This is a genomic window from Algibacter sp. L4_22, assembly GCF_023473045.1.
GTDB lineage: Bacteria > Bacteroidota > Bacteroidia > Flavobacteriales > Flavobacteriaceae > Algibacter.
Map to the genome: position 1 here is coordinate 728,387 of NZ_JAMCOK010000002.1, position 21,601 is coordinate 749,987.

11 protein-coding genes are annotated in these 21,601 nt (G+C 32.6%); 10 read left to right on the forward strand and 1 reads right to left on the reverse strand.

The window, feature by feature from the left end:
* Positions 1-83 precede the first annotated feature (83 nt).
* The 10 genes from M4I23_RS07855 to M4I23_RS07900 all read left to right on the forward strand — a co-directional run bounded on the left by M4I23_RS07855 (position 84) and on the right by M4I23_RS07900 (position 19,561).
* Positions 84-5,327 (forward strand): T9SS type B sorting domain-containing protein, encoded by a 5,244-nt coding sequence (locus tag M4I23_RS07855; RefSeq protein WP_249754023.1) that lies wholly within the window; start codon positions 84-86, stop codon positions 5,325-5,327.
* Positions 5,328-5,430: 103 nt separating this feature from the next.
* Positions 5,431-6,165, forward strand: coding sequence for a hypothetical protein (locus M4I23_RS07860; protein WP_249754024.1), 735 nt, complete (start codon positions 5,431-5,433; stop codon positions 6,163-6,165).
* Positions 6,166-6,327: 162 nt separating this feature from the next.
* Positions 6,328-9,168: an excinuclease ABC subunit UvrA gene (gene uvrA / locus M4I23_RS07865; protein ID WP_249754062.1), complete on the forward strand. Its 2,841-nt coding sequence runs from the start codon at positions 6,328-6,330 to the stop codon at positions 9,166-9,168.
* Positions 9,169-9,254: 86 nt separating this feature from the next.
* Entirely contained in the window at positions 9,255-9,944 is a 690-nt protein-coding gene (locus tag M4I23_RS07870; protein ID WP_158849048.1) for a TIGR00730 family Rossman fold protein, read from the forward strand.
* A 294-nt stretch (positions 9,945-10,238) separates the two neighbouring features.
* Positions 10,239-13,070, forward strand: a complete 2,832-nt coding sequence (locus M4I23_RS07875) for a metalloprotease (RefSeq protein ID WP_249754025.1) — start codon at positions 10,239-10,241, stop codon at positions 13,068-13,070.
* Between the two features lie 162 nt (positions 13,071-13,232).
* Positions 13,233-15,644 carry a thiamine pyrophosphate-dependent enzyme gene (locus M4I23_RS07880; protein WP_249754026.1) on the forward strand — a complete coding sequence of 804 codons (2,412 nt, stop codon included), beginning with the start codon at positions 13,233-13,235 and terminating at the stop codon, positions 15,642-15,644.
* Between the two features lie 176 nt (positions 15,645-15,820).
* Positions 15,821-16,291, forward strand: coding sequence for a hypothetical protein (locus M4I23_RS07885; protein ID WP_249754027.1), 471 nt, complete (start codon positions 15,821-15,823; stop codon positions 16,289-16,291).
* A 114-nt stretch (positions 16,292-16,405) separates the two neighbouring features.
* Positions 16,406-18,832: a phenylalanine--tRNA ligase subunit beta gene (gene pheT / locus M4I23_RS07890; RefSeq protein WP_249754028.1), complete on the forward strand. Its 2,427-nt coding sequence runs from the start codon at positions 16,406-16,408 to the stop codon at positions 18,830-18,832.
* A gap of 97 nt (positions 18,833-18,929) precedes the next feature.
* Entirely contained in the window at positions 18,930-19,166 is a 237-nt protein-coding gene (locus M4I23_RS07895; RefSeq protein ID WP_158849038.1) for a DUF2007 domain-containing protein, read from the forward strand.
* 113 nt (positions 19,167-19,279) lie between these two features.
* Positions 19,280-19,561, forward strand: a complete 282-nt coding sequence (locus tag M4I23_RS07900) for a DUF2007 domain-containing protein (protein ID WP_158849036.1) — start codon at positions 19,280-19,282, stop codon at positions 19,559-19,561.
* Between the two features lie 294 nt (positions 19,562-19,855).
* On the opposite strand, the gene M4I23_RS07905 is transcribed toward M4I23_RS07900, so the two are convergent.
* Complete coding sequence (locus M4I23_RS07905; RefSeq protein WP_249754029.1) at positions 19,856-21,481, reverse strand: ABC-F family ATP-binding cassette domain-containing protein; 1,626 nt, start codon at positions 21,479-21,481, stop codon at positions 19,856-19,858.
* Positions 21,482-21,601: the final 120 nt, after the last annotated feature.

The window sequence follows — 21,601 nt, forward strand, 5'->3', positions numbered from 1 at the left end:
CCTCTATAAAAGCACTTTATTAAACACCCCATAATTAGTCTTGTGCCTTTATAGCAATATAACCTTATTAAAAATAACATGTAATGAAAAACAAATACCTACTACTGCTTTTTTTAGTGTTTTTAACAATATTCAATGGCGATATATCTAATGTGTTCGCATTAAACACAGATAATATACATTCACTAAATAACTCTGAAATTTCTGGTTACACCATGAATCTTACTGCTAAAGGAGAAGAGTGCGCGGGAGACGGAAACATCCAAATAGAAATCAATGGTTCTGAAATAGGCGCTACTTTTGAGTTTTTAGTTTATGACACCTCAGATTTAACAACACCAATAAATAGTGAAACAGTATTTGAAGGACCAATTAGTTCTGCTGACTTTACAACCAATATAACAACTATAAATAGTGGCACCTATATTATAAGAGCAACTGAAACCATTGGAGCTACTGATACAATAATAGAACAAGTAATTACAGTCGTTAATAATATTGTACCTATTACTTTTGACGCCATCCAGGAAAGTGCTTGTTTAGGAACTATCAATGTATTATTAAACTCTGGTAATGTTTTAGAATATAGAGTTAAACAAGCTGGTGTATTAATTGAAACCATTACTCAGGCTCAAATAGACGCTGGTACTGAAAGTACGTTTACAAATTTAGCCTTTGGAGACTACACCATTGAAGTTGAAGATGTTTGTGGCAACATAGTAGTTCAAGGAATTAATTTAATAGACCTAGCCCCTACTTATACAAACCCTTATGTATTTAATAATAATATTGATGACGAAGATTGCTCGCAAACAAAACTTTTTATTTATGTATTGGAAGAATTAAGCACAGGAAGTATAACAAATGATCTTGATGAAAACTTTTATCCTTTTGATGTAACAATAACTTATGATGATGATGCCGATGGAAATGATACAGTGATGACTGATACCTGGACCTCCAACAATGAAAATGGGGCCTATTATAATCTTCCAACACAAGACACATCATATTCAGTGACAACACAAATAACAAATGTGTGTGGTAGCGTTGTTTATTTAAGTACTGTTGATTTTTCTGGTCCACCAAAATTAAATGTTATTCCGCGAACAACTCAAGAATGTGGAGGACAGCGTCTGAGGTTTTCCGATTTTGCAAACTTTGCATTTCCAATGATTATTGAGGTTTTATCTGCACCAGCCGCTTTCGATCTAAATAATGATCCAAACCTTTATAACTCTATTTTTCCTGTTGGATCTAATATTTCTGATCCAATTCCCAACGCTAACACTTTATATTTTGGTCACTACAACTTAAGCCTTCCTGATGGAAGTTACACTTTTGCATTTAAAGACAACTGTGGTCGCCAAGTAAATAAAACTATAAACGTTGTAACCGATAACAGCCCAAGAGAATTAAGTATTAGAACCAGAGAAGGTTGTGGTGCAACAGGTAATTTAGAAATAAATGTAACAAAGCAAGGAACTTCTGATACAACTTCAGCTGCTGGCTTTAACAGCGTAACTATTACCTCTGCACCTGCAAACTACACAGGACCACTAACAATAGACATAGCAACATCTACTGTTAATAATTTTTATGGAGATTTCATATATCTTTATGATTTACCTGCTGGTGATTATACTTTTGATGTAGAAACAACATGCGGCTATTCTTTAACTGGCTCCAAAACTATCAATGGAGTTCTTTTTAAAGATGTGGACGCCACGATTACATCATTTTGTGGTAGCTTTAATCTTAATCTAACTGCGACATTTAATATAAATAAACCAATCTTTGTTCTTCAAAAATTTAACACTACAGATGGCGTTTGGGCAAATATTAATAGTGCTACTGCCGAGTTAACTAATTATGTAGATAACACATATTTATACCAAGATAGCAACACCTCTGTTATATTAACTAATACTCAAAATAACTATGGGCAATTCATAACTGATAGTGGTTTTATTAATAATGTTACCGGATCTGGATTATTTAGAATTTATTATTCTTTTTTAAGAACTAGTGAGCAAGAACGTTGCTATAACACGCTTCAAGAATTTACAATTGGTGATAATAACATTACGCTTGTTGATTTTTCGGTAATCGATTGTGGAAATGGCACTAACGATTTATTAATTGAAGCATTAGGTGTCAATTTAAATTATGAGTTAATAAGTAGAGATGGAGTTGCACTTAGCCCTACTATTAATAATGGTAAATCCCCTGTCTTTACAGGCTTAACACCTGGTCTATACGAGGTACAAATAAGTGATGATTGTGGCGCTATAAGTAATTTTGTTATTAATGCTAACAAATCTCAATTATCTGTTATAAAGCCCTACAACTTGTGTGTTGGAGAAAATGGTTTTCTTACTACTAATGCTTTATCAATTATTGATGTTACATGGACCAAAGATGGAGACCCTAGTTTTTCTGCTACTGGAAATACTTTAAATTTCACACCATACTCTGCTACAGATACTGGTACATATAATGCAATTCTAAGCTATAGTGCTAATCCAAGTTCTTGTGCTAACCAAACCTTAAGTTATACTGTTACTAGTGCACCACCTATTGCAGGTAATGGACAAACTGTAGATATCGCATTTATAGATACTACTCTAGAAAATTTATTTGACTACATTAATGGTCCTTATGATAATTTTGGAATCTGGACAGAAACTACTGCAACACCTTCAGGCACTTTAAATGATAATTTATGGGATGCAACTGGATTAGAGGCCGGAACTTACACTTTTGATTATGTTGTTGATACTGGTTGCAATGGTATAGATAGCACTACAGTAACTATAAACATATTAGAAAGCGATTTAACAGCTATTGACAATTCTGTTTTAGACATCTGCCCATCAACAATTTACAACAACCTTTTAAATGTGTTAGATAATGACACCTACGGTCAACAGCCATTAGTACAAACCGATTTTTTAGTAACTACAGAAACTGCAGATCCGGAAAACGTAATTACCATAGATGCCATGGGAAATATAGATGTAAATAACACCAGTTTACCTGGACAAACTTACACATTAGAATACAAAATTACAGAAACAACAAATACTGATAACTTTGATACAGCATTCTTAACCGTAACTATAAAATCCATTTCTGAATCGATTGCTCCAACTTTTTCTACAGCCCCAACACAAGTTCAATGTTATGATGACATACCATCGAGCACTATTTTAAGTCAAACAGAATTTGAAACTTTAGGAAATGCCGATGGCTTAATTAACAATAATAATTGTGGCCTAATAGAAATCACAGCAGCAAATAGTCTAGATACTGGTAATTGCAATCAAACCGTAACCCGAACCTATACTGTAATAGAATACTTAGACAACAATAATGATAACATTTATAATACTGGAGACACTTTATTCTATGAAACAATTTCTACTGAAAACTACTTAGTAAACGATACAGTGGCTCCTAGTTTAACCGGTACAATAGCAGAAACAACAATAGCAAAATGCTCTGTTAGCGATGCCGACACAGCAGTAACTACCGTACCTGAGTTAGAACTCATGGGATTAACTATTACAGATTCATGTAGCAATGATAACGATTTAATTGTAACAAGCGATGACACAGTTACCGGTACCAACCCAATTGTAATAACAAGAACTTATACCATTAAAGATCGTTGCGACAACGCTACTAGTACCATACAAATAATAAATATAGAGGATAACGAAAGTCCAACTATTAATTGCGCTATTGACATAACAATAGATACAGATACTGGATTATGCACTGCTAGCAATGTAAATTTAGGAAACATAACAGCTGTAGATAACTGTACTGTTGCTAGTTTAACAAATAACGCTCCCACAATTTTTCCTACTGGAGATACTACAATAACTTGGACAGCGACAGATGGAGTTGGAAACACCAGTACTTGCGAACAAATTGTTACTATAGAAGATAACGAAAGTCCGACATTTACTGCTCCAGATGATATTGAAATTTTTTCAGACATTAACTCTAACTATGATATTAGTATTAATATTACTGGCGATGTATTAGATGAAATAGATAATTGTTCCACTGGAATTCAAGCCACTTTTATAGACACTATTATTGACGGCGCATGTCCTGGTTCTAAAATTATTACTAGAACATGGAGTTTAGAAGATACTAATGGTAATTCGGCTATAGATCAAATACAAACTATTACAGTCTTAAATGATACTATTCTGGCAAATCAAAATTTAGAAACTTATAGCGTTTGCGATGACACCCCTGAAACAGATAATAATACAGCAAACAATACCACTGTTTTCGATTTAAGCATCCAAGACAACAATGTTCTAAACGGGTTAGATAATACTATATATTCTGTTAGTTATTATCCGACTTTTGAAGATGCAGAACAAAAATCAAATACTCTACCTAATCTTTACGAAAACACAATTAATCCTCAAACTATATATGCGCGAGTAGACAATAATTCACCGGGAAGCACCTGTTATGCCATTACCGAACTTGGCTTAATGGTAGAAAGTTTACCATATATTCAATTAGAAGAATCATACTTAATATGTGTTGATACCAACGGCATTGCAATTGATGATTCTACTGTAATAAATATTCCTTTAAATAAACCGGAATATAGCTTTTCTTGGTATTACAACGGTATAATTATACCAAACGAAACGGAACCATCACTAACACCAAATCAAAGTGGTGAATACAATCTTATTGTAACCGATATGGTTAGCCCTTTCATGTGCTCCAATAACTATACAATTATAGTTGAGGCAAGTGCACCACCCCAATTAAGCTACGAGTTAACACCTGCATTTGCAAACCTTCATGATGTAACAGTAACCGCGACTGCTTCTGAAATTAGTACAATAACAACAAATCATACATTTAGTTTAAACGATGGCCCCCCTCAATTAGGTACAATTAACAGTGATGGTACTTCAAGCTACACTTTCACAAATATTAAACCTGGTTACAATTTAGTAACAGCTAATAATATCGACGGATGTGGTGAAAACAGTATTGAGATATTGGTTATAGATTACCCACTATACTTCACACCAAATAGTGATGGCTATAACGATACCTGGAACATTTATTCCATAGATACTCAACCCGATGCTCTAATTTATGTTTACGATCGTTACGGAAGGTTATTAAAACAACTAAAACCTACAGGTAAAGGATGGGACGGCAATTATAATGGTAATTTAATGCCTACAAACGATTATTGGTTTACTGTAGAGTATAGAGAACCAAAAACAAATGAGAAAAAAACTATGAGGGCCCACTTCACACTTAAAAGATAATATCCAAAAATCAAAAAACGCATGAGCAAAAGTTCATGCGTTTTTTAATTTATTTCTGAAATATAAATAACTTAAATTTGTGTAATCTTTTCAAATAAAACTAATGAGAAAAAGAAAAAAACTTACACCAAAAAGAATACTAAAAATAGTAACAGGAATAATAATATTCTTAACACTACCTACGTTACTCCTTTTCGGTTTTTTATATTTTAAATATAATGAAGAATTACCAACAGGTACTAAAGGTAAACAAGCCGATGAATTAGCAAAAAATATGCTTATAGCCTTAGATTTCGAAGCGTATAAAAACACAGATTATATTGAGTGGACGTTTAAGAATAGACATCATTTTAAATGGCAAAAGAACGAAAATAAATGTGATGTATTTTGGAAAGACTACAGAGTAGCCCTTGATTTAAACAATCTCAGCTTAAGCAAAGCCTATATTCACGGTTTTGTTACGGATAACGAAATTGCCGATGAACTTAAAGAAAAAGCCCTTAATTATTTTAATAACGATTCCTTTTGGGTTGTAGCACCATACAAGGTTTTCGATTCTGGTACCGAACGTCGCTTAGTAAAATTGACAAATAACAAATCGGGACTTTTAATTACTTATAAATCCGGTGGTTCAACTCCTGGAGATTCATATTTATGGTTACTAGACGATAATTTTAAACCAACCGCATTTAAAATGTGGACTTCAATTTTACCAATAGATGGTTTAGAGGCCTCCTGGAGGGATTGGAAAACGACAGAAACAGGAGCTCTCTTACCCACGTTTCATCAACTTTTGTTTTTAGGTTTGGAGATTGATCACTTAAAAACTTCAGAATAAAACACCTCATGGATAACAACAAATCATTAATTTTAAGACAAATACGATAATTTTAAACTAAAAAAAACTTCTTAATTCCATTTATTTAATGGTAATAAATCTCGAATTAATCTTCACAAGGTTTTAACATCTAAAATCGTAACTTTGCCTTTTTGCCAATTTATGAGCCAATTTGATGATTTTATTGAAGTAAAAGGAGCGCGTGTTCACAACCTTAAAAATATAGACGTTTCTATTCCTAGAGAAAAACTTGTTGTTATTACAGGGTTATCGGGGAGTGGAAAATCGTCGTTAGCTTTTGATACTATTTATGCCGAAGGTCAACGTCGATATATTGAAACCTTTTCAGCTTATGCCCGACAATTTTTAGGAGGATTAGAACGCCCCGATGTTGATAAAATAGATGGCCTCTCTCCCGTAATTGCTATAGAACAAAAAACCACTAGTAAATCGCCACGATCTACGGTTGGTACTATTACAGAGATTTACGATTTTATGCGTTTGCTTTTTGCGCGTGCTAGTGATGCTTACAGCTACAACACAGGCGACAAAATGGTAAGCTATAGCGATGAGCAAATTAAAGCGCTTATTTTAAAAGATTTTAACGGAAAACGCATTAATATCTTAGCACCAGTTGTTCGCTCTAGAAAAGGACATTATCGTGAACTTTTTGAACAAATTGCGAAACAAGGTTTTGTAAAAGTACGTACCGATGGCGAAATAAAAGACCTTGTAAAAGGTATGAAACTCGACCGTTACAAAATGCATGATATTGAAATTGTTATCGATAGATTGAAGATTGACGATACTGCAGATAACGATAAACGCTTAACAGAAACCATAAATACAGCCATGTATCATGGTGAAGATGTGCTTTTGGTTATTGACCAAGACACTCAGGAAGCACGATATTTTAGCAGAAGTTTAATGTGCCCTACTTCGGGAATTTCTTATCCAAATCCAGAACCAAATAATTTTTCGTTCAACTCACCAAAAGGCGCTTGCGATAATTGTAATGGTATTGGAGAACTGTATCAAGTTAACGAAAGTAAAATTGTTCCCGACGATAGCCTTTCTATTAAAAACGGAGCTTTAGCACCACATGGTCCTGAAAAAAACTCTTGGATATTTAAACAGTTTGAAACTATTGCAAAACGTTTCAACTTTAAATTAACCGATGCCTACAAAGATATTCCAAAGGAAGCCAAACAAATTATTATGTATGGTGGTAACGATAAATTTTCAGTAGAAAGTAAAACATTAGGCGTAACTCGTGATTACAAAATAGATTTTGAAGGTGTTGCTAATTTTATTGAAAATCAATATAAAACAGCCGAATCGACTTCTTTAAAACGTTGGGCTAAAGATTATATGGACAAAATTACATGTCCTGTTTGCGAAGGTTCTCGTTTAAAAAAAGAATCGCTTTATTTTAAAATAAACAATAAAAATATTGCAGAATTGGCCAATAGTGATATTGTTGAATTATCTGAATGGTTTAAAAATTTAAACGAGCATCTTTCGGATAAACAATTAAAAATTGCCGAAGAAGTTATAAAAGAAATTAAAACCAGATTACAGTTTTTACTCGATGTTGGTTTAAATTATTTATCATTAAACAGAAGTTCCAAATCGCTTTCGGGTGGTGAGGCACAACGTATCAGGTTAGCTACTCAAATTGGATCGCAACTTGTTGGTGTGCTTTATATTTTAGATGAACCTAGTATTGGTTTACACCAACGTGATAATGAAAAACTGATAAATTCCTTGGAATCCTTAAGGGATATTGGCAACTCCGTAATTGTTGTTGAACATGATAAAGACATGATCGAACGCGCCGATTACGTGATTGATATTGGTCCGAAAGCGGGAAAACATGGCGGAAATATTATTAGCATCGGAACTCCCGAAGAATTAAAAACTCACGATACGTTAACAGCCGATTATTTAAACGGTAAAAAAGAAATTGAAATCCCTAAAAAACGCAGAGAAGGCAATGGGAATTTCTTAGAACTTAAAGGCTGTACAGGAAATAATTTAAAAAACGTTTCAATAAAACTTCCCTTAGGAAAAATGATTGGTGTTACTGGAGTTTCTGGTAGCGGTAAATCTACTCTAATAAACGAGACCCTCTACCCTATTTTAAACGCCTATTATTTTAATGGAGTAAAAAAACCAATGCCCTATAAAAGCATAAAAGGCTTAGAGCATATTGATAAAGTAATTGATATCAATCAGTCACCTATTGGAAGAACACCTCGAAGTAACCCTGTTACTTACACAGGAACGTTTAGCGAAATTAGAGCTTTATTTGCAAAAATCCCGGAAGCTATGATTCGCGGTTACAAAGCCGGACGTTTTAGTTTTAATGTTAAAGGTGGACGTTGTGAAACTTGCCAAGGTGGTGGTTTACGAGTTATTGAAATGAATTTCCTTCCGGATGTCTATGTAGAATGTGAAACCTGCCAAGGCAAACGTTTTAATCGAGAAACACTAGAAATTCGCTATAAAGGCAAATCTATTAGTGATGTTTTAAACATGACTATTAATGAAGCTGTAGACTTCTTTGAACACATTCCTAAAATATACAGAAAAGTAAAAACTATTCAAGATGTTGGTTTAGGCTATATCACTTTAGGCCAACAAAGTACTACGCTTTCTGGAGGAGAAGCACAACGTATAAAACTCGCCACAGAACTATCCAAAAGAGATACAGGAAACACTTTTTATATTCTTGACGAACCTACAACAGGACTTCATTTTGAAGACATTAGAGTATTAATGATTGTTTTAAATAAATTAGCAGATAAAGGAAATACCGTTTTAATTATTGAGCATAATTTAGACGTTATAAAAACCGTTGATTATATTATTGACATTGGTTACGAGGGCGGAAAAGGTGGCGGTAAGGTTATTGTAGAAGGTACTCCCGAAGTTGTTGCTAAGCATAAAAAGAGTTACACAGCTAAATTTCTAAGGTTGGAACTTGAAAATAGTAAATAGTAAAACTCAAGAAGTGATTCTCTGTTTTTAAAAGAGACACTTCAAAAACAAATAAATTTAAAAATATTTTAAACAGAATAAGAAGTATGAAAAAAGAGCAACACCCAAAAGGTTGGAATGAAAAGAAAACAAACGATTCTTGGGCCATTTTTAAAATAATGGGCGAGTTTGTTAATGGATATGAAAAAATGAGTAAAATAGGACCTTGTGTTTCTATTTTTGGATCGGCACGTACTAAACCAGAAGATAAATATTACAAACTAGCTGAAAAAGTTGCAGGAAAAATTGTTGAACATGGTTACGGTGTTATAACTGGTGGTGGCCCTGGAATAATGGAAGCGGGAAACAAAGGTGCTCATTTAGGTGGCGGAACCTCTGTTGGTTTAAATATTGAATTACCTTTTGAGCAACACGATAACCCTTATATTGATAATGATAAAAGTTTAGATTTCGATTATTTCTTTGTTAGAAAAGTAATGTTCGTTAAGTATTCCCAAGGCTTTGTTGTTATGCCAGGTGGATTTGGAACTTTAGATGAACTATTTGAAGCCATTACATTAATACAAACACATAAAATTGGAAAATTCCCAATAATTCTTGTTGGTACCGATTTCTGGGAAGGTTTAATTGATTGGGTAAAAACAACACTTTTAGGCTCTTTTGGAAATATTAGCCCAAAGGATTTAGACTTGATTCATTTAGTAGATACTGAAGATGAAGTGATTACTATACTTGATAAGTTTTATCAAGAATCTAGGTTAACTCCTAATTTTTAACAACCATTGAATCAAGTTAATATAACTAGTTTGGAGATAATCTTAACGTTATAGATTAAAACTCTATCTATATTATTAAATCTAAATAATATAGATAGAGTTTTAACTAAATTATCACATTCATGAGTTACTTAATTTAAATAAGAGATAACTCATAGAAACCAACTCTTAAAGAACAACCAAACTCATTTTTTAATAAATTTAGTTAAACTTAAAAGTTTTATTTTTAAGCCACGTTATTTTATTATATTGCAACACCTTAAGTGCTATAAACCCTATTAATGCTAAAATAATTTGAAGTTACAATTTTTATTTTTTTTCGTGTTTTCTTCAATATGCTTTTCAGGTTTTAGTCAGAATAAAATTGACTTAAAAGCCAAGTTTGACATTGAGAATAAATCTATTATAATTGTACAATCTATTACGTATCATAATACTACGGAAGATACATTAAAAACGATTTATCTAAACGACTGGAGCAACAGTTATTCTACAAAAAAAACACCTCTAGCAATACGAATTGCAGACGAATATAAAAATGATTTTCATTTAGCTAAAAATGAAGATCGCGGTTATTCTGTAGTAACTTCTATAAAACAAAATGATGCTGTTTTAAACTTTTCGCGCGTTAAAAACCAAATGGATATTTTAGAGGTTAAGCTTGTTAAGGCGCTCGAACCGCACACTGCTTACACTATTGATCTAGAATACCGTGTGCAAGTCCCTAACAGCAAATTTACAAGTTATGGAATTACAGATTTTGGTGATTTCAATCTACGCTATTGGTATATTACACCAGCAGTTTACGATGGTAAATGGCAGTATTACAGTAATAAAGATTTAGATGATCTATATATACCTAAAGCCGACGTTACTTTAGAGATTGAGTACCCAGAGAGTTATACAATAACTTCGGAATTAGATGTGTTAGAAACGGCGCAACAAAATGATATAAAAACCATAAAATTAGGAGGAGAAGATAGAATTAACACCAAACTATTTTTAACCAAGCAATCTACTTTCAAATCTATTAAAAGTGACGATTTTTCTCTAATTTCAAATATAAAAGATGATGATTTAGAAATTATTGATAAGATTTTAATTACCGAAAAAGTTTCCGATTTCTTACTAAAAACCTTTGGTGCATATCCACATGAAAGGCTATTAATTACTGAAATAGATTATGCCAAAGACCCCGTTTATGGACTTAATTTTTTACCAAATTTCATAAAACCTTATCCCGATAATTTTCAATACGAATTGAAATTATTAAAACTAATATTACATAATTATTTAGAAAATACGCTATTACTAAACCCTAGAAAAGAGCAATGGTTAATAGATGGCATTCAAACTTATTATACTATAAATTACGTAGATGAGTATTATCCTAACATGAAATTCTTAGGTAGCCTGAGTGATTTTTGGGCCATTCGCCCTTTTCATGCAGCCGATATGAAGTTTAACGATAAATATACACTAGCTTACATGCTTATGGCTAGAACAAACAGAGATCAACCTTTAACTATGGCAAAGGATTCTCTTTTAAAATTTAATAAAAATATCGCCAATAAATATAAGGCAGGAATTGGACTTAAATATTTAGATGAGTTTGTAAATGGTGATGTAGTTGAAAATAGTATTAAATCGTTTTTAAAAACAAACAAGTTAAAACCAACCAATACTAAAGCTTTTGAAGCTCTTTTAAAATCAAACACAGATAAAGATATAGATTGGTTTTTTTCTGAATATATATCCACTCGAAAAAAAATAGATTTCAAAATAAAAAAAGTAACAAAAACAGAAGATTCTATTACGTTAACTATTAAAAACAAGAGAAATAACAGCATGCCTGTTTCTCTTTATGCTTTAAATAATGATAGTATTATTTCTAAAACTTGGTTAGAAAACATCTCGGGTATTAAAACCATTACTTTACCAAGAAATGGCGCTAATAAATTAGCTTTAAATTACGAAAATAGTATTCCGGAGAACAACTTAAGGGATAATTGGAAATCACTAAAAGGCTTCTTTTTTAATAATAAACCTTTACAATTTAGACTATTTCAAGATATTGAAGATCCGCATTACAATCAGGTATTTTTTATGCCTGTTGTAGAATTTAATAATATTTACGACGGGCTTACACTAGGAATAAGAGCCTATAACAAAACAGTTTTAAGAAAATTATTTAATTATAGTATAGAACCTCAATATGCCATTAAATCGAAAACTTTTACTGGTGGAGCTTCTGCATATAAAACACATTATTTTGAAAACAGAAACTTGTATGCTATAAACTACGGTATATCCGGAAGTTACAAATCTTATGCAGAAGATTTATTTGTGAGTAAAATTCAACCATCTATTTCATTGAGTTTTAGAGAACACTCCGATTTAAGATCTAATAAACGGGGATCCCTAAATTTAAGATATTTGGATATTAATAGAGACCAAGACCTTAATAATATATTAACGAACTCAGAACCAAATTACTCTGTTTTTAATGCACGTTATACCAAATCGAACAACAATCTTATAAAATATAGCAGTTGGTATTCCGATTTTCAAGTTGCTAAAAACTTTAGTAAACTTGCTTTTAATTATGAATACAGAAGATTATTTGAAAATAATAGACAGTTAAATATTCGTTTTTTTACTGGTGCTTTTATTGAAAATAATATACCTACCAATACTAACTATTTTAGTTTTGCTCTAGACCGACCGTCAGATTATTTATTCGACTATTCTTATTTAGGGCGTTCGGAAGCATCAGGTATATTCAGTCAACAATACATAGAAGCCGAAGGTGGCTTTAAATCTAAACTAGATACTCCGTTTGCAAACCAATGGATTTCTACCATAAACACAAGTACAACCCTTTGGAATTACGTTTTACTATATGGTGATATTGGTTTAGTTAAAAACAAACACCGCGATGCACATTTTGTATACGATTCGGGTGTTCGAATTAATTTAGTTACCGATTATTTCGAAATTTACCTTCCACTTTACTCCAATCTTGGATGGGAAATTGGTCAACCCCATTACGACCAAAAAATCAGGTTTAAATTCACTTTAGACCCACAAGCTCTTCTTGGCTTATTTAGACGTCGTTGGTTTTAATTTTTTATAGAATTATCAGTAATACATAACTACTAATACGAAAAAATCAACAAAAACAAGATGAAACAGTATTTAACAAAATTAATAACAATTTTTTAACGCGCTATAATATTGTAAAAATCACTAAGATTGACTACTTTTGCAAAAAGTATTCTATACAATATGCAGACAATTCCAGACGTTACCAACAACCTCTCTTTCGAAGATTTTAAAACAGAAGTTTTAAACGACTACAAAATTGCTGTGGTGAGTCGAGAATGTAGTTTATTAGGTCGCCGAGAAGTTTTAACAGGAAAGGCCAAATTTGGAATTTTTGGAGATGGAAAAGAAGTTCCACAATTAGCCATGGCAAAAGCCTTTTTAAAAGGTGATTGGAGATCGGGATATTATCGCGATCAAACTTTTATGATGGCTATTGGTGCGTTAACCAACGAACAGTTTTTTGCAGGTTTATACGCCAACACTAATTTAGAATTGGAACCTATGTCTGCCGGACGCCAAATGGGTGGTCATTTTGTTACTCACAGTTTAAATGACAATGGGAGTTGGAAAAACCTAACAGAACAGTATAATTCTAGTGCAGATATTTCTCCTACCTCAGGGCAAATGCCTCGTTTATTAGGATTAGCTCAGGCTTCTAAAATATTCCGAAATGTAAAAGATATTAACACCAATAATTTTTCGGTTAAAGGAAATGAAGTTGCTTGGGGTACTATTGGTAACGCAAGTACAAGTGAGGGATTATTTTTTGAAACCATAAATGCAGCAGGTGTATTACAAGTACCTATGGTTATTAGCGTTTGGGATGATGAATACGGAATTTCCGTACATGCCAAACACCAAACCACTAAAGAAAATATTTCTGAAATTTTAAAAGGGTTTCAACGTAATAAAGATGAAAAAGGATACGAAATCCTTAGAGTAAAAGGTTGGGATTATCCTAATTTAATGGAAACCTACCAAGAGGCAGCTAAGATTGCTAGAGAAGAACATGTACCTGTTTTAATTCACGTTACCGAATTAACGCAACCACAAGGGCATTCTACTTCAGGATCGCATGAGCGCTATAAAAATGCAGAACGTTTAGAATGGGAAAACAACCACGATTGTAATGCCAAAATGCGTGAATGGATTATTGAAAGCGGTATTGCAACCAACGAAGCTTTAGTAGAAATAGAACGTACAGCAAAAAGAAATGTACGTGATGCCAAAAAGAATGCTTGGAATACTTTTTTAAGACCAATAAAAAAAGAACAACTTGAGATAATTAATATTTTAAAGCAAGTGGCATCAAAAAGTGCCAACCGTGTTTTTATCTCAAAATTAGCTAGCGATTTAGAAGGTATAACCGAGCCAACTAGAAAAGATATTTTATCCACGGCTAGAAAAACACTTCGCCTAACACTTGGTGAAACTAATACTGAAAAAACGACTCTTGCCAATTGGATAAATTCCAATATAAACAAAACACAACACAACTTTAGTTCGCATTTATATTCGGAAACGCAACGTGCAAACATAAGAATAAAAGAAATTAAGCCAACTTATCCAGACGAAGCAGAATTAGTAGATGGCCGTATTATTATTCGTGATAATTTCGATTATATTCTAAGCAATCACCCAGAAGTTTTAGTTTTTGGTGAAGATACAGGAAAGATTGGAGATGTAAATCAAGGTTTAGAAGGCTTACAAGAAAAGTATGGTGAATTACGAGTTGCCGATACAGGAATTCGTGAAGCAACAATTATTGGTCAAGGTATCGGCATGTCATTACGTGGCTTACGCCCTATTGCAGAAATTCAGTATTTAGATTATATTTTATACGCACTTCAAATTATTAGTGACGATTTAGCTACTCTGCATTACCGTACCAAAGGAAAGCAAAAAGCACCGTTAATTATACGAACTCGAGGACACAGACTTGAAGGTATCTGGCATTCGGGATCACCGATGGGTGGTATTTTAAACCTAGTTAAAGGTGTGCACTTATTGGTACCACGAAACATGACTAAAGCCGCCGGTTTTTATAACACATTATTAAATGGAGATGATCCTGCTATTGTTGTAGAATGTTTAAATGGATACCGTTTAAAAGAAAAAATGCCAAACAATTTAAGTGCTATTAAAACACCTATTGGCGTTGTTGAAACTGTTAAAGAAGGTACAGATATTACTTTAATATCTTATGGTTCTACTCTAAGAATAGTTCAGCAAACAGCGAAAGACCTTATGGCTCTTGGTATTAACGTAGAAATTATTGATGTACAATCATTAATTCCATTCGATTTAAACCATGATATTGTAAAAAGTATAGCAAAAACTAATCGCGTCATGATTATAGATGAAGATGTTCCAGGTGGTGCATCTGCATATATTTTAGACGAAATTTTAATCAAGCAAAATGCTTTTCAATATTTAGATAGTGCACCAAAAACATTAACTGCAAAAGCCCATAGACCAGCTTACGGAAATGATGGTGATTATTTTTCAAAACCTTCATCTGAAGATATTTTTGAAGCTATTTATGATGTTATGCATGAAAGTAATCCTGCAAATTTCCCTAAATTGAGATAATTCAGTTCATTATAAAAAATAATTAAAAAAGGTTTTGCCGGGTTTCTCCTGTCAAAACCTTTCTTTTTTCATATTAAAATTACTTTTCAATAAAAGCAAGTCTAAATTACTTTGTCTGGCTAAGCTTGTGGAAACCCATATTATTTTATTAAATTTAAAATCTAATTTATTTCTAAATGAAAGCAGTTTCGGCAGTCGCTATTAAAAAAGAATTACAACATCAATCCAACGAAGAGTTAATAGCACTTTGCCTTAGGTTATCACGCTTTAAAAAAGAAAACAAAGAACTCCTCACCTATTTATTATTCGAATCGGCTCATGAAGACGACTATATTCAATCTGTAAAAACATACATAGACAATGAGTTTGAAACCATAAACAGAGATAGCTTTTTTTATATTAGAAAATCTGTTCGAAAAATTCTTAGAAATGTAAAAAAGTTTGTGCGTTATTCACAGAAAAAAGAAACCGAAGCCGAACTACTTATCTATTTCTGCCAAACATTAAAAAATTTTTCACCAAGCATCAAACGCAGCACACAATTGGTAAATCTCTATGATCGTCAATTACTTATGGTGAAAAAGATAATATCGGGTTTACATGAAGATTTACAATATGATTTTAATGAGATGATTGAAGGATTGTAAAAATGATTAAACTAAACCAAAACAATATCACATTTTCATAAAACAATTCACATCCCTTTGTTTGAAAGCTTAGCACAATAATTTATCTTTGTTCGCTTAATACGAAAACGATTTATGAAGATTTCATATAACTGGCTAAAGCAATTTTTAAAAACAGATTGGACTCCAGAACAAACCAGCGAATTACTTACCGATTTAGGACTTGAAGTTGAAGGCATTGAAGCCTATCAATCTGTAAAAGGGGGATTAGAAGGTGTTGTAGTTGGTGAGGTTTTAACTTGTGTAAAACACCCAAACGCCGATAAACTAAACATTACTACTGTAAATATTGGTTTAGATGGACCTGTACAAATTGTTTGTGGCGCTCCCAATGTTGCTGCCGGACAAAAAGTACCTGTTGCTACTATTGGAACCACTTTATACTCGGAAGAAGGAGAAGCTTGGACCATTAAAAAAGGTAAAATTAGAGGTGAAGAAAGTTTCGGGATGATTTGTGCTGAAGATGAACTTGGCTTAGGAAAAGGACACGACGGTATTTTAGTTTTAGATGAAACATTAGAAGTTGGTACGCCTGCAGCAGATATTTTCGAAATTGAAAACGATCAAGTTTTTGAAATTGGATTAACACCAAACCGTGCCGATGCCATGAGTCATTTTGGAACAGCCCGTGATTTAAAAGCTGGACTAATCCAAAAAGACATAAACTTAGAACTTATTACACCATCGGTAAGTGCCTTTCACGTTGAAAACCGCACCCTAAAAATGGATATCGATGTGCATAATAAGGAATTAGCACCACGCTACTGTGGCGTTACTATTTCTGGTATAAAAGTAAAAGAATCTCCAGCTTGGTTGCAACACCGCCTAAAAGCGATTGGACTAAGCCCAATAAATAATATTGTTGATGCTACTAATTATGTTTTACATGAATTAGGGCAACCACTACACGCTTTTGATGCAGCAAAAATATCTGGTAATAAAGTTGAAGTTAAAACCTTAGAAGCTGGAACAAAATTTATCACTTTAGATGGTGTAGAACGTGAATTACACGAAGATGACCTAATGATTTGTGATGCTGAAAAACCAATGTGTATTGCTGGTGTTTTTGGCGGATTAAACTCTGGAGTTTCAGAACATACTACAAGTATCTTTTTAGAAAGTGCTTATTTTAATCCAGTAAGTGTTCGTAAAACGGCAAAAAGACACGCTTTAAATACTGACGCTTCTTTTAGATTTGAACGTGGCATTGATCCAAACATTACGGAATATGCTTTAAAACGCGCAACTTTATTAATTCAGGAATTAGCTGGTGGGGAAATTACTAGTGATATTATTGATTTCTATCCAAAGAAAATTCAAGATTTCGAAGTTAGATTAAGTTTCGATAATGCTGAAAAATTAATTGGAGAGGAAATTCCGAAGGAAACTATAAAACGTATTTTATCTTCTTTAGATATAAAAATAAACAATGTTACAGAAACTGGATTAGGTTTAACGGTGCCTGCATACCGAAACGATGTGCAACGTGAAGCAGATATTATAGAAGAAATTTTGCGTGTTTACGGTTACAATAACGTAAAAACCACCGAAAAACTAAACGCTTCTATTTCTCCTACATCACGTTTTGAGGATTATAAAATTCAAAATATTACAGGAAATCAATTGGCTTCGCAAGGGTTTTTCGAAATACTATCAAACTCACTTACAACGCCAAATTACGCTGCTTTAAGTGAACAATTAAAAGAAGAACACAATATTACCATGCTAAACCCTTTAAGTAACGATTTGTCGGTTATGCGCCAATCGCTATTATTTTCAGGTTTAGAGGCTGTATCATTCAACATCAATAGAAAACGTGGTGATTTAAAATTATTCGAATTCGGAAAAACCTACCATGGTTACCAAGATAAGCGTGAAGAATTTAAACATCTAGCTGTATTTTCAACGGGAAATCAATCACAAGATAACTGGATTTCATCTAGCGAAAAAAGTGATTTCTTCTTTATGAAAGGGAGTATTATCTCTCTTTTAGAACGTTTAGGCATTTCTAGATTTAGCGAAGCGCCAACTAAAAACGATTTAATAAGTGAAGGAATAAGCCTAGGTTTAGGAAAAACTACTTTAGTGGATTTTGGATTAGTTAAAAAGCAAGTTTTAAAGCATTTTGACATTAGCCAAGATGTTATTTTTGCAGACTTTAACTGGGATGCTATTTTAGATGTTGTAAAACGCAATAAAATTACTTTTAAAGCCATTACCAAATATCCTGAAGTAAAGCGTGATTTCGCTTTATTATTGGATGACAATGTAACCTTTGAGTCTATTTATAAATTGGCAAAACAAAGTGAAAAGCAATTACTAAAATCGGTTAACCTTTTTGATGTTTACCAAGGTAAAAACCTTCCAACAGGCAAAAAGAGTTACGCAGTGAGTTTTACTCTTCAAGATGAAAACAAAACGTTAACCGATAAACAAATTGATAAAATAATGAACAAATTGAAATCGAGTTTTGAAAGACAACTTGGTGCGGAATTAAGATAGTTAAACACGTGTTAAAAATTAAAAGTCGGCTATGGTCGGCTTTTTTTGTGTTTAAAAATGTTGTATATTTAGTTAGAACATTAAACTAAAATTTATTATGACAAATTCAAACTATATAAAAGTTTTCTCTGGAGACTTTATTGTTGTACAACGTATTGTTTCAGATTTAGAAAATGAGAACATTACAGCTGTAATAAAAGATGAAACAGAATCTGGAAGACTAGCTGGATTTGGCTCGGCTATACAAGGCCTTCAAGAAATTTATGTACATAAGGATGAGCTAGAAAAAGCGACGTCAATTATTGAAGGTATAAATTTAGAAATAGAGCCTTAAAAAAAAGTGTTGGCGCACACGCAAAAACTTAACTGATTTTTAACGCTTTAACTCTTTATTTTGATTACTTTATTTATTATCTTGTAGGAATAAACTTTTAAAAACAAACTACAATGAAAAACTACATTAAAGTATTTACCGGAAATCTCAACGATGTACAACGTGTTTTTAATGACTTAGCAGCACTTAATATTTGTGCAGTAATTAGAGCCAAATCGAAGTTTGAGCGTATTAATTATCCTGGTGATTTAAATCAGACCTTACAAGACATTCTAGTACACAAAGACGAACTTGAACGCGCTACTGATGTTATTGATCATTTAATGGGTAAAAACACTTCTAAATTGGTTCAAAACAATTCTAATAGCAAACCAATACGTAGGAATTATGCTTAATGCTTAATTAATTTACTAGTTAGTTTTTAAAATTATTATTTTATAACAAAACAAACTAAACTCAAAAAAAACACTGATTTTAAGTACAACAAATTAAAATCTGCACGATCTACCACAATGAAAGGACTTTTAGCGAAGTCCTTTTTTTTACCAAAAGCTTGAAATATTTAAAGAGATCGTATTCAAGCAAAAAAAAAGGGTTGTTGAAAACTAATTTCAATAACCCTTTTTTAAAATTGTATAATTGCCAAGCAAAAATTTAAATAAATACTTTAGTTAATTTAAAGCAATATATTAAGCTTTTACGGTGTACATTTTATCACGTAATTCCTTTATTTTTTTGTCTTGCATATATTCATCAAAAGTAGTGTAACGATCTATAACACCGTTTGGAGTTAACTCCACTACTCTATTACCAACAGTTTGCGCAAACTCATGATCGTGTGTTGTAAACAACATAGTACCTTTAAAGTTTTTAAGCGAATTGTTAAAAGCTGTAATACTTTCCAGATCTAAATGATTTGTTGGCTCATCAAGCATTAGCACATTTGCACGCACCATCATCATTCTACTAAGCATACAACGCACTTTTTCTCCTCCCGAAAGTACATTCGATTTTTTAAGCGCTTCTTCTCCACTAAAAATCATTTTACCTAAAAAACCACGAATATGTACTTCTTCACGTTCTTCTTCGGTTGTAGCCCATTGACGTAGCCAATCTACTAAACTTAAATCATTTTCAAAAAACTCACTATTATCAAGAGGTAAATAAGATTGTGTAGTTGTTACACCCCAAGCAAACTCACCAGAATCAGCTTTTTCATTATTATTTATAATTTGATAAAATGCCGTTGTTGCTCTAGAATCTCTAGAAAACACAACCACTTTATCTCCTTTTGCCAAGTTTAAATCAATATTTTTAAAAAGCATTTCGCCTTCAAGTGAAGTTGTTAAACCTTCTATATTTAAAATTTGATCGCCTGCTTCTCTATCACGATCAAAAATAATAGCTGGATAACGACGACTAGTACGTCTAATATCTCCAATATTTAATTTTTCAATCATCTTTTTTCTACTTGTTGCTTGTTTACTTTTTGCAACATTTGCAGAAAAACGACGAATAAATTCTTCTAACTCTTTCTTTTTCTCTTCAGCCTTTTTGTTTTGTTGTGCATGTTGGCGAGCTGCTAATTGAGACGACTCGTACCAGAAAGTATAGTTACCAGAATAATGGTTAATTTTTCCGAAATCAATATCAGAAATATGCGTACAAACGGCATCTAAAAAGTGTCTATCATGCGATACAACAATTACACAATTATCATAATTGGCCAAAAAGTTTTCTAACCAAGAAATTGTTTCGTAATCCAAATCATTGGTAGGCTCATCCATAATTAGTACATCTGGATTTCCAAATAAAGCTTGTGCTAATAATACACGCACTTTTTGTTTACCATCCAAATCGGCCATTAAAGTATAATGAAATTCTTCCTTAATACCCAAGTTAGATAACATAGAAGCAGCATTACTATCAGCATTCCAACCATCCATTTCTTCAAACCTAACCTGAAGTTCTCCTATTTTCTCAGCATTTTCGTCTGTATAATCAGCATAAAGTGCATCAATTTCAGTTTTAATATCAAATAATGGTTTATTACCCATTAAAATAGTTTCTAAAACCGTACTCTCATCATAAAGGTTGTGGTTTTGCTCTAAAACCGACATACGCTTACCTGCCTCTAAGGAAACATGTCCAGAAGTTGGCTCCATTTTACCTGAGATAATCTTTAAAAATGTAGATTTCCCAGATCCATTTGCACCAATGATTCCATAGCAATTGCCATTATTAAAGGTCGTGCTTACTTCATCAAATAGAATACGTTTTCCGAATTGAACAGAAAGATTTGAAACTGATAACATAAAAGGTTGTTTATTTTTTTTTGCAAAAGTAAAAAAATACATTGGTAAGAAGAAACTTAGAAGCTCTAATTTTTGCAGTGTTAAAGCTTTAATCCATTATTAGTCTAAATAACATTTAAC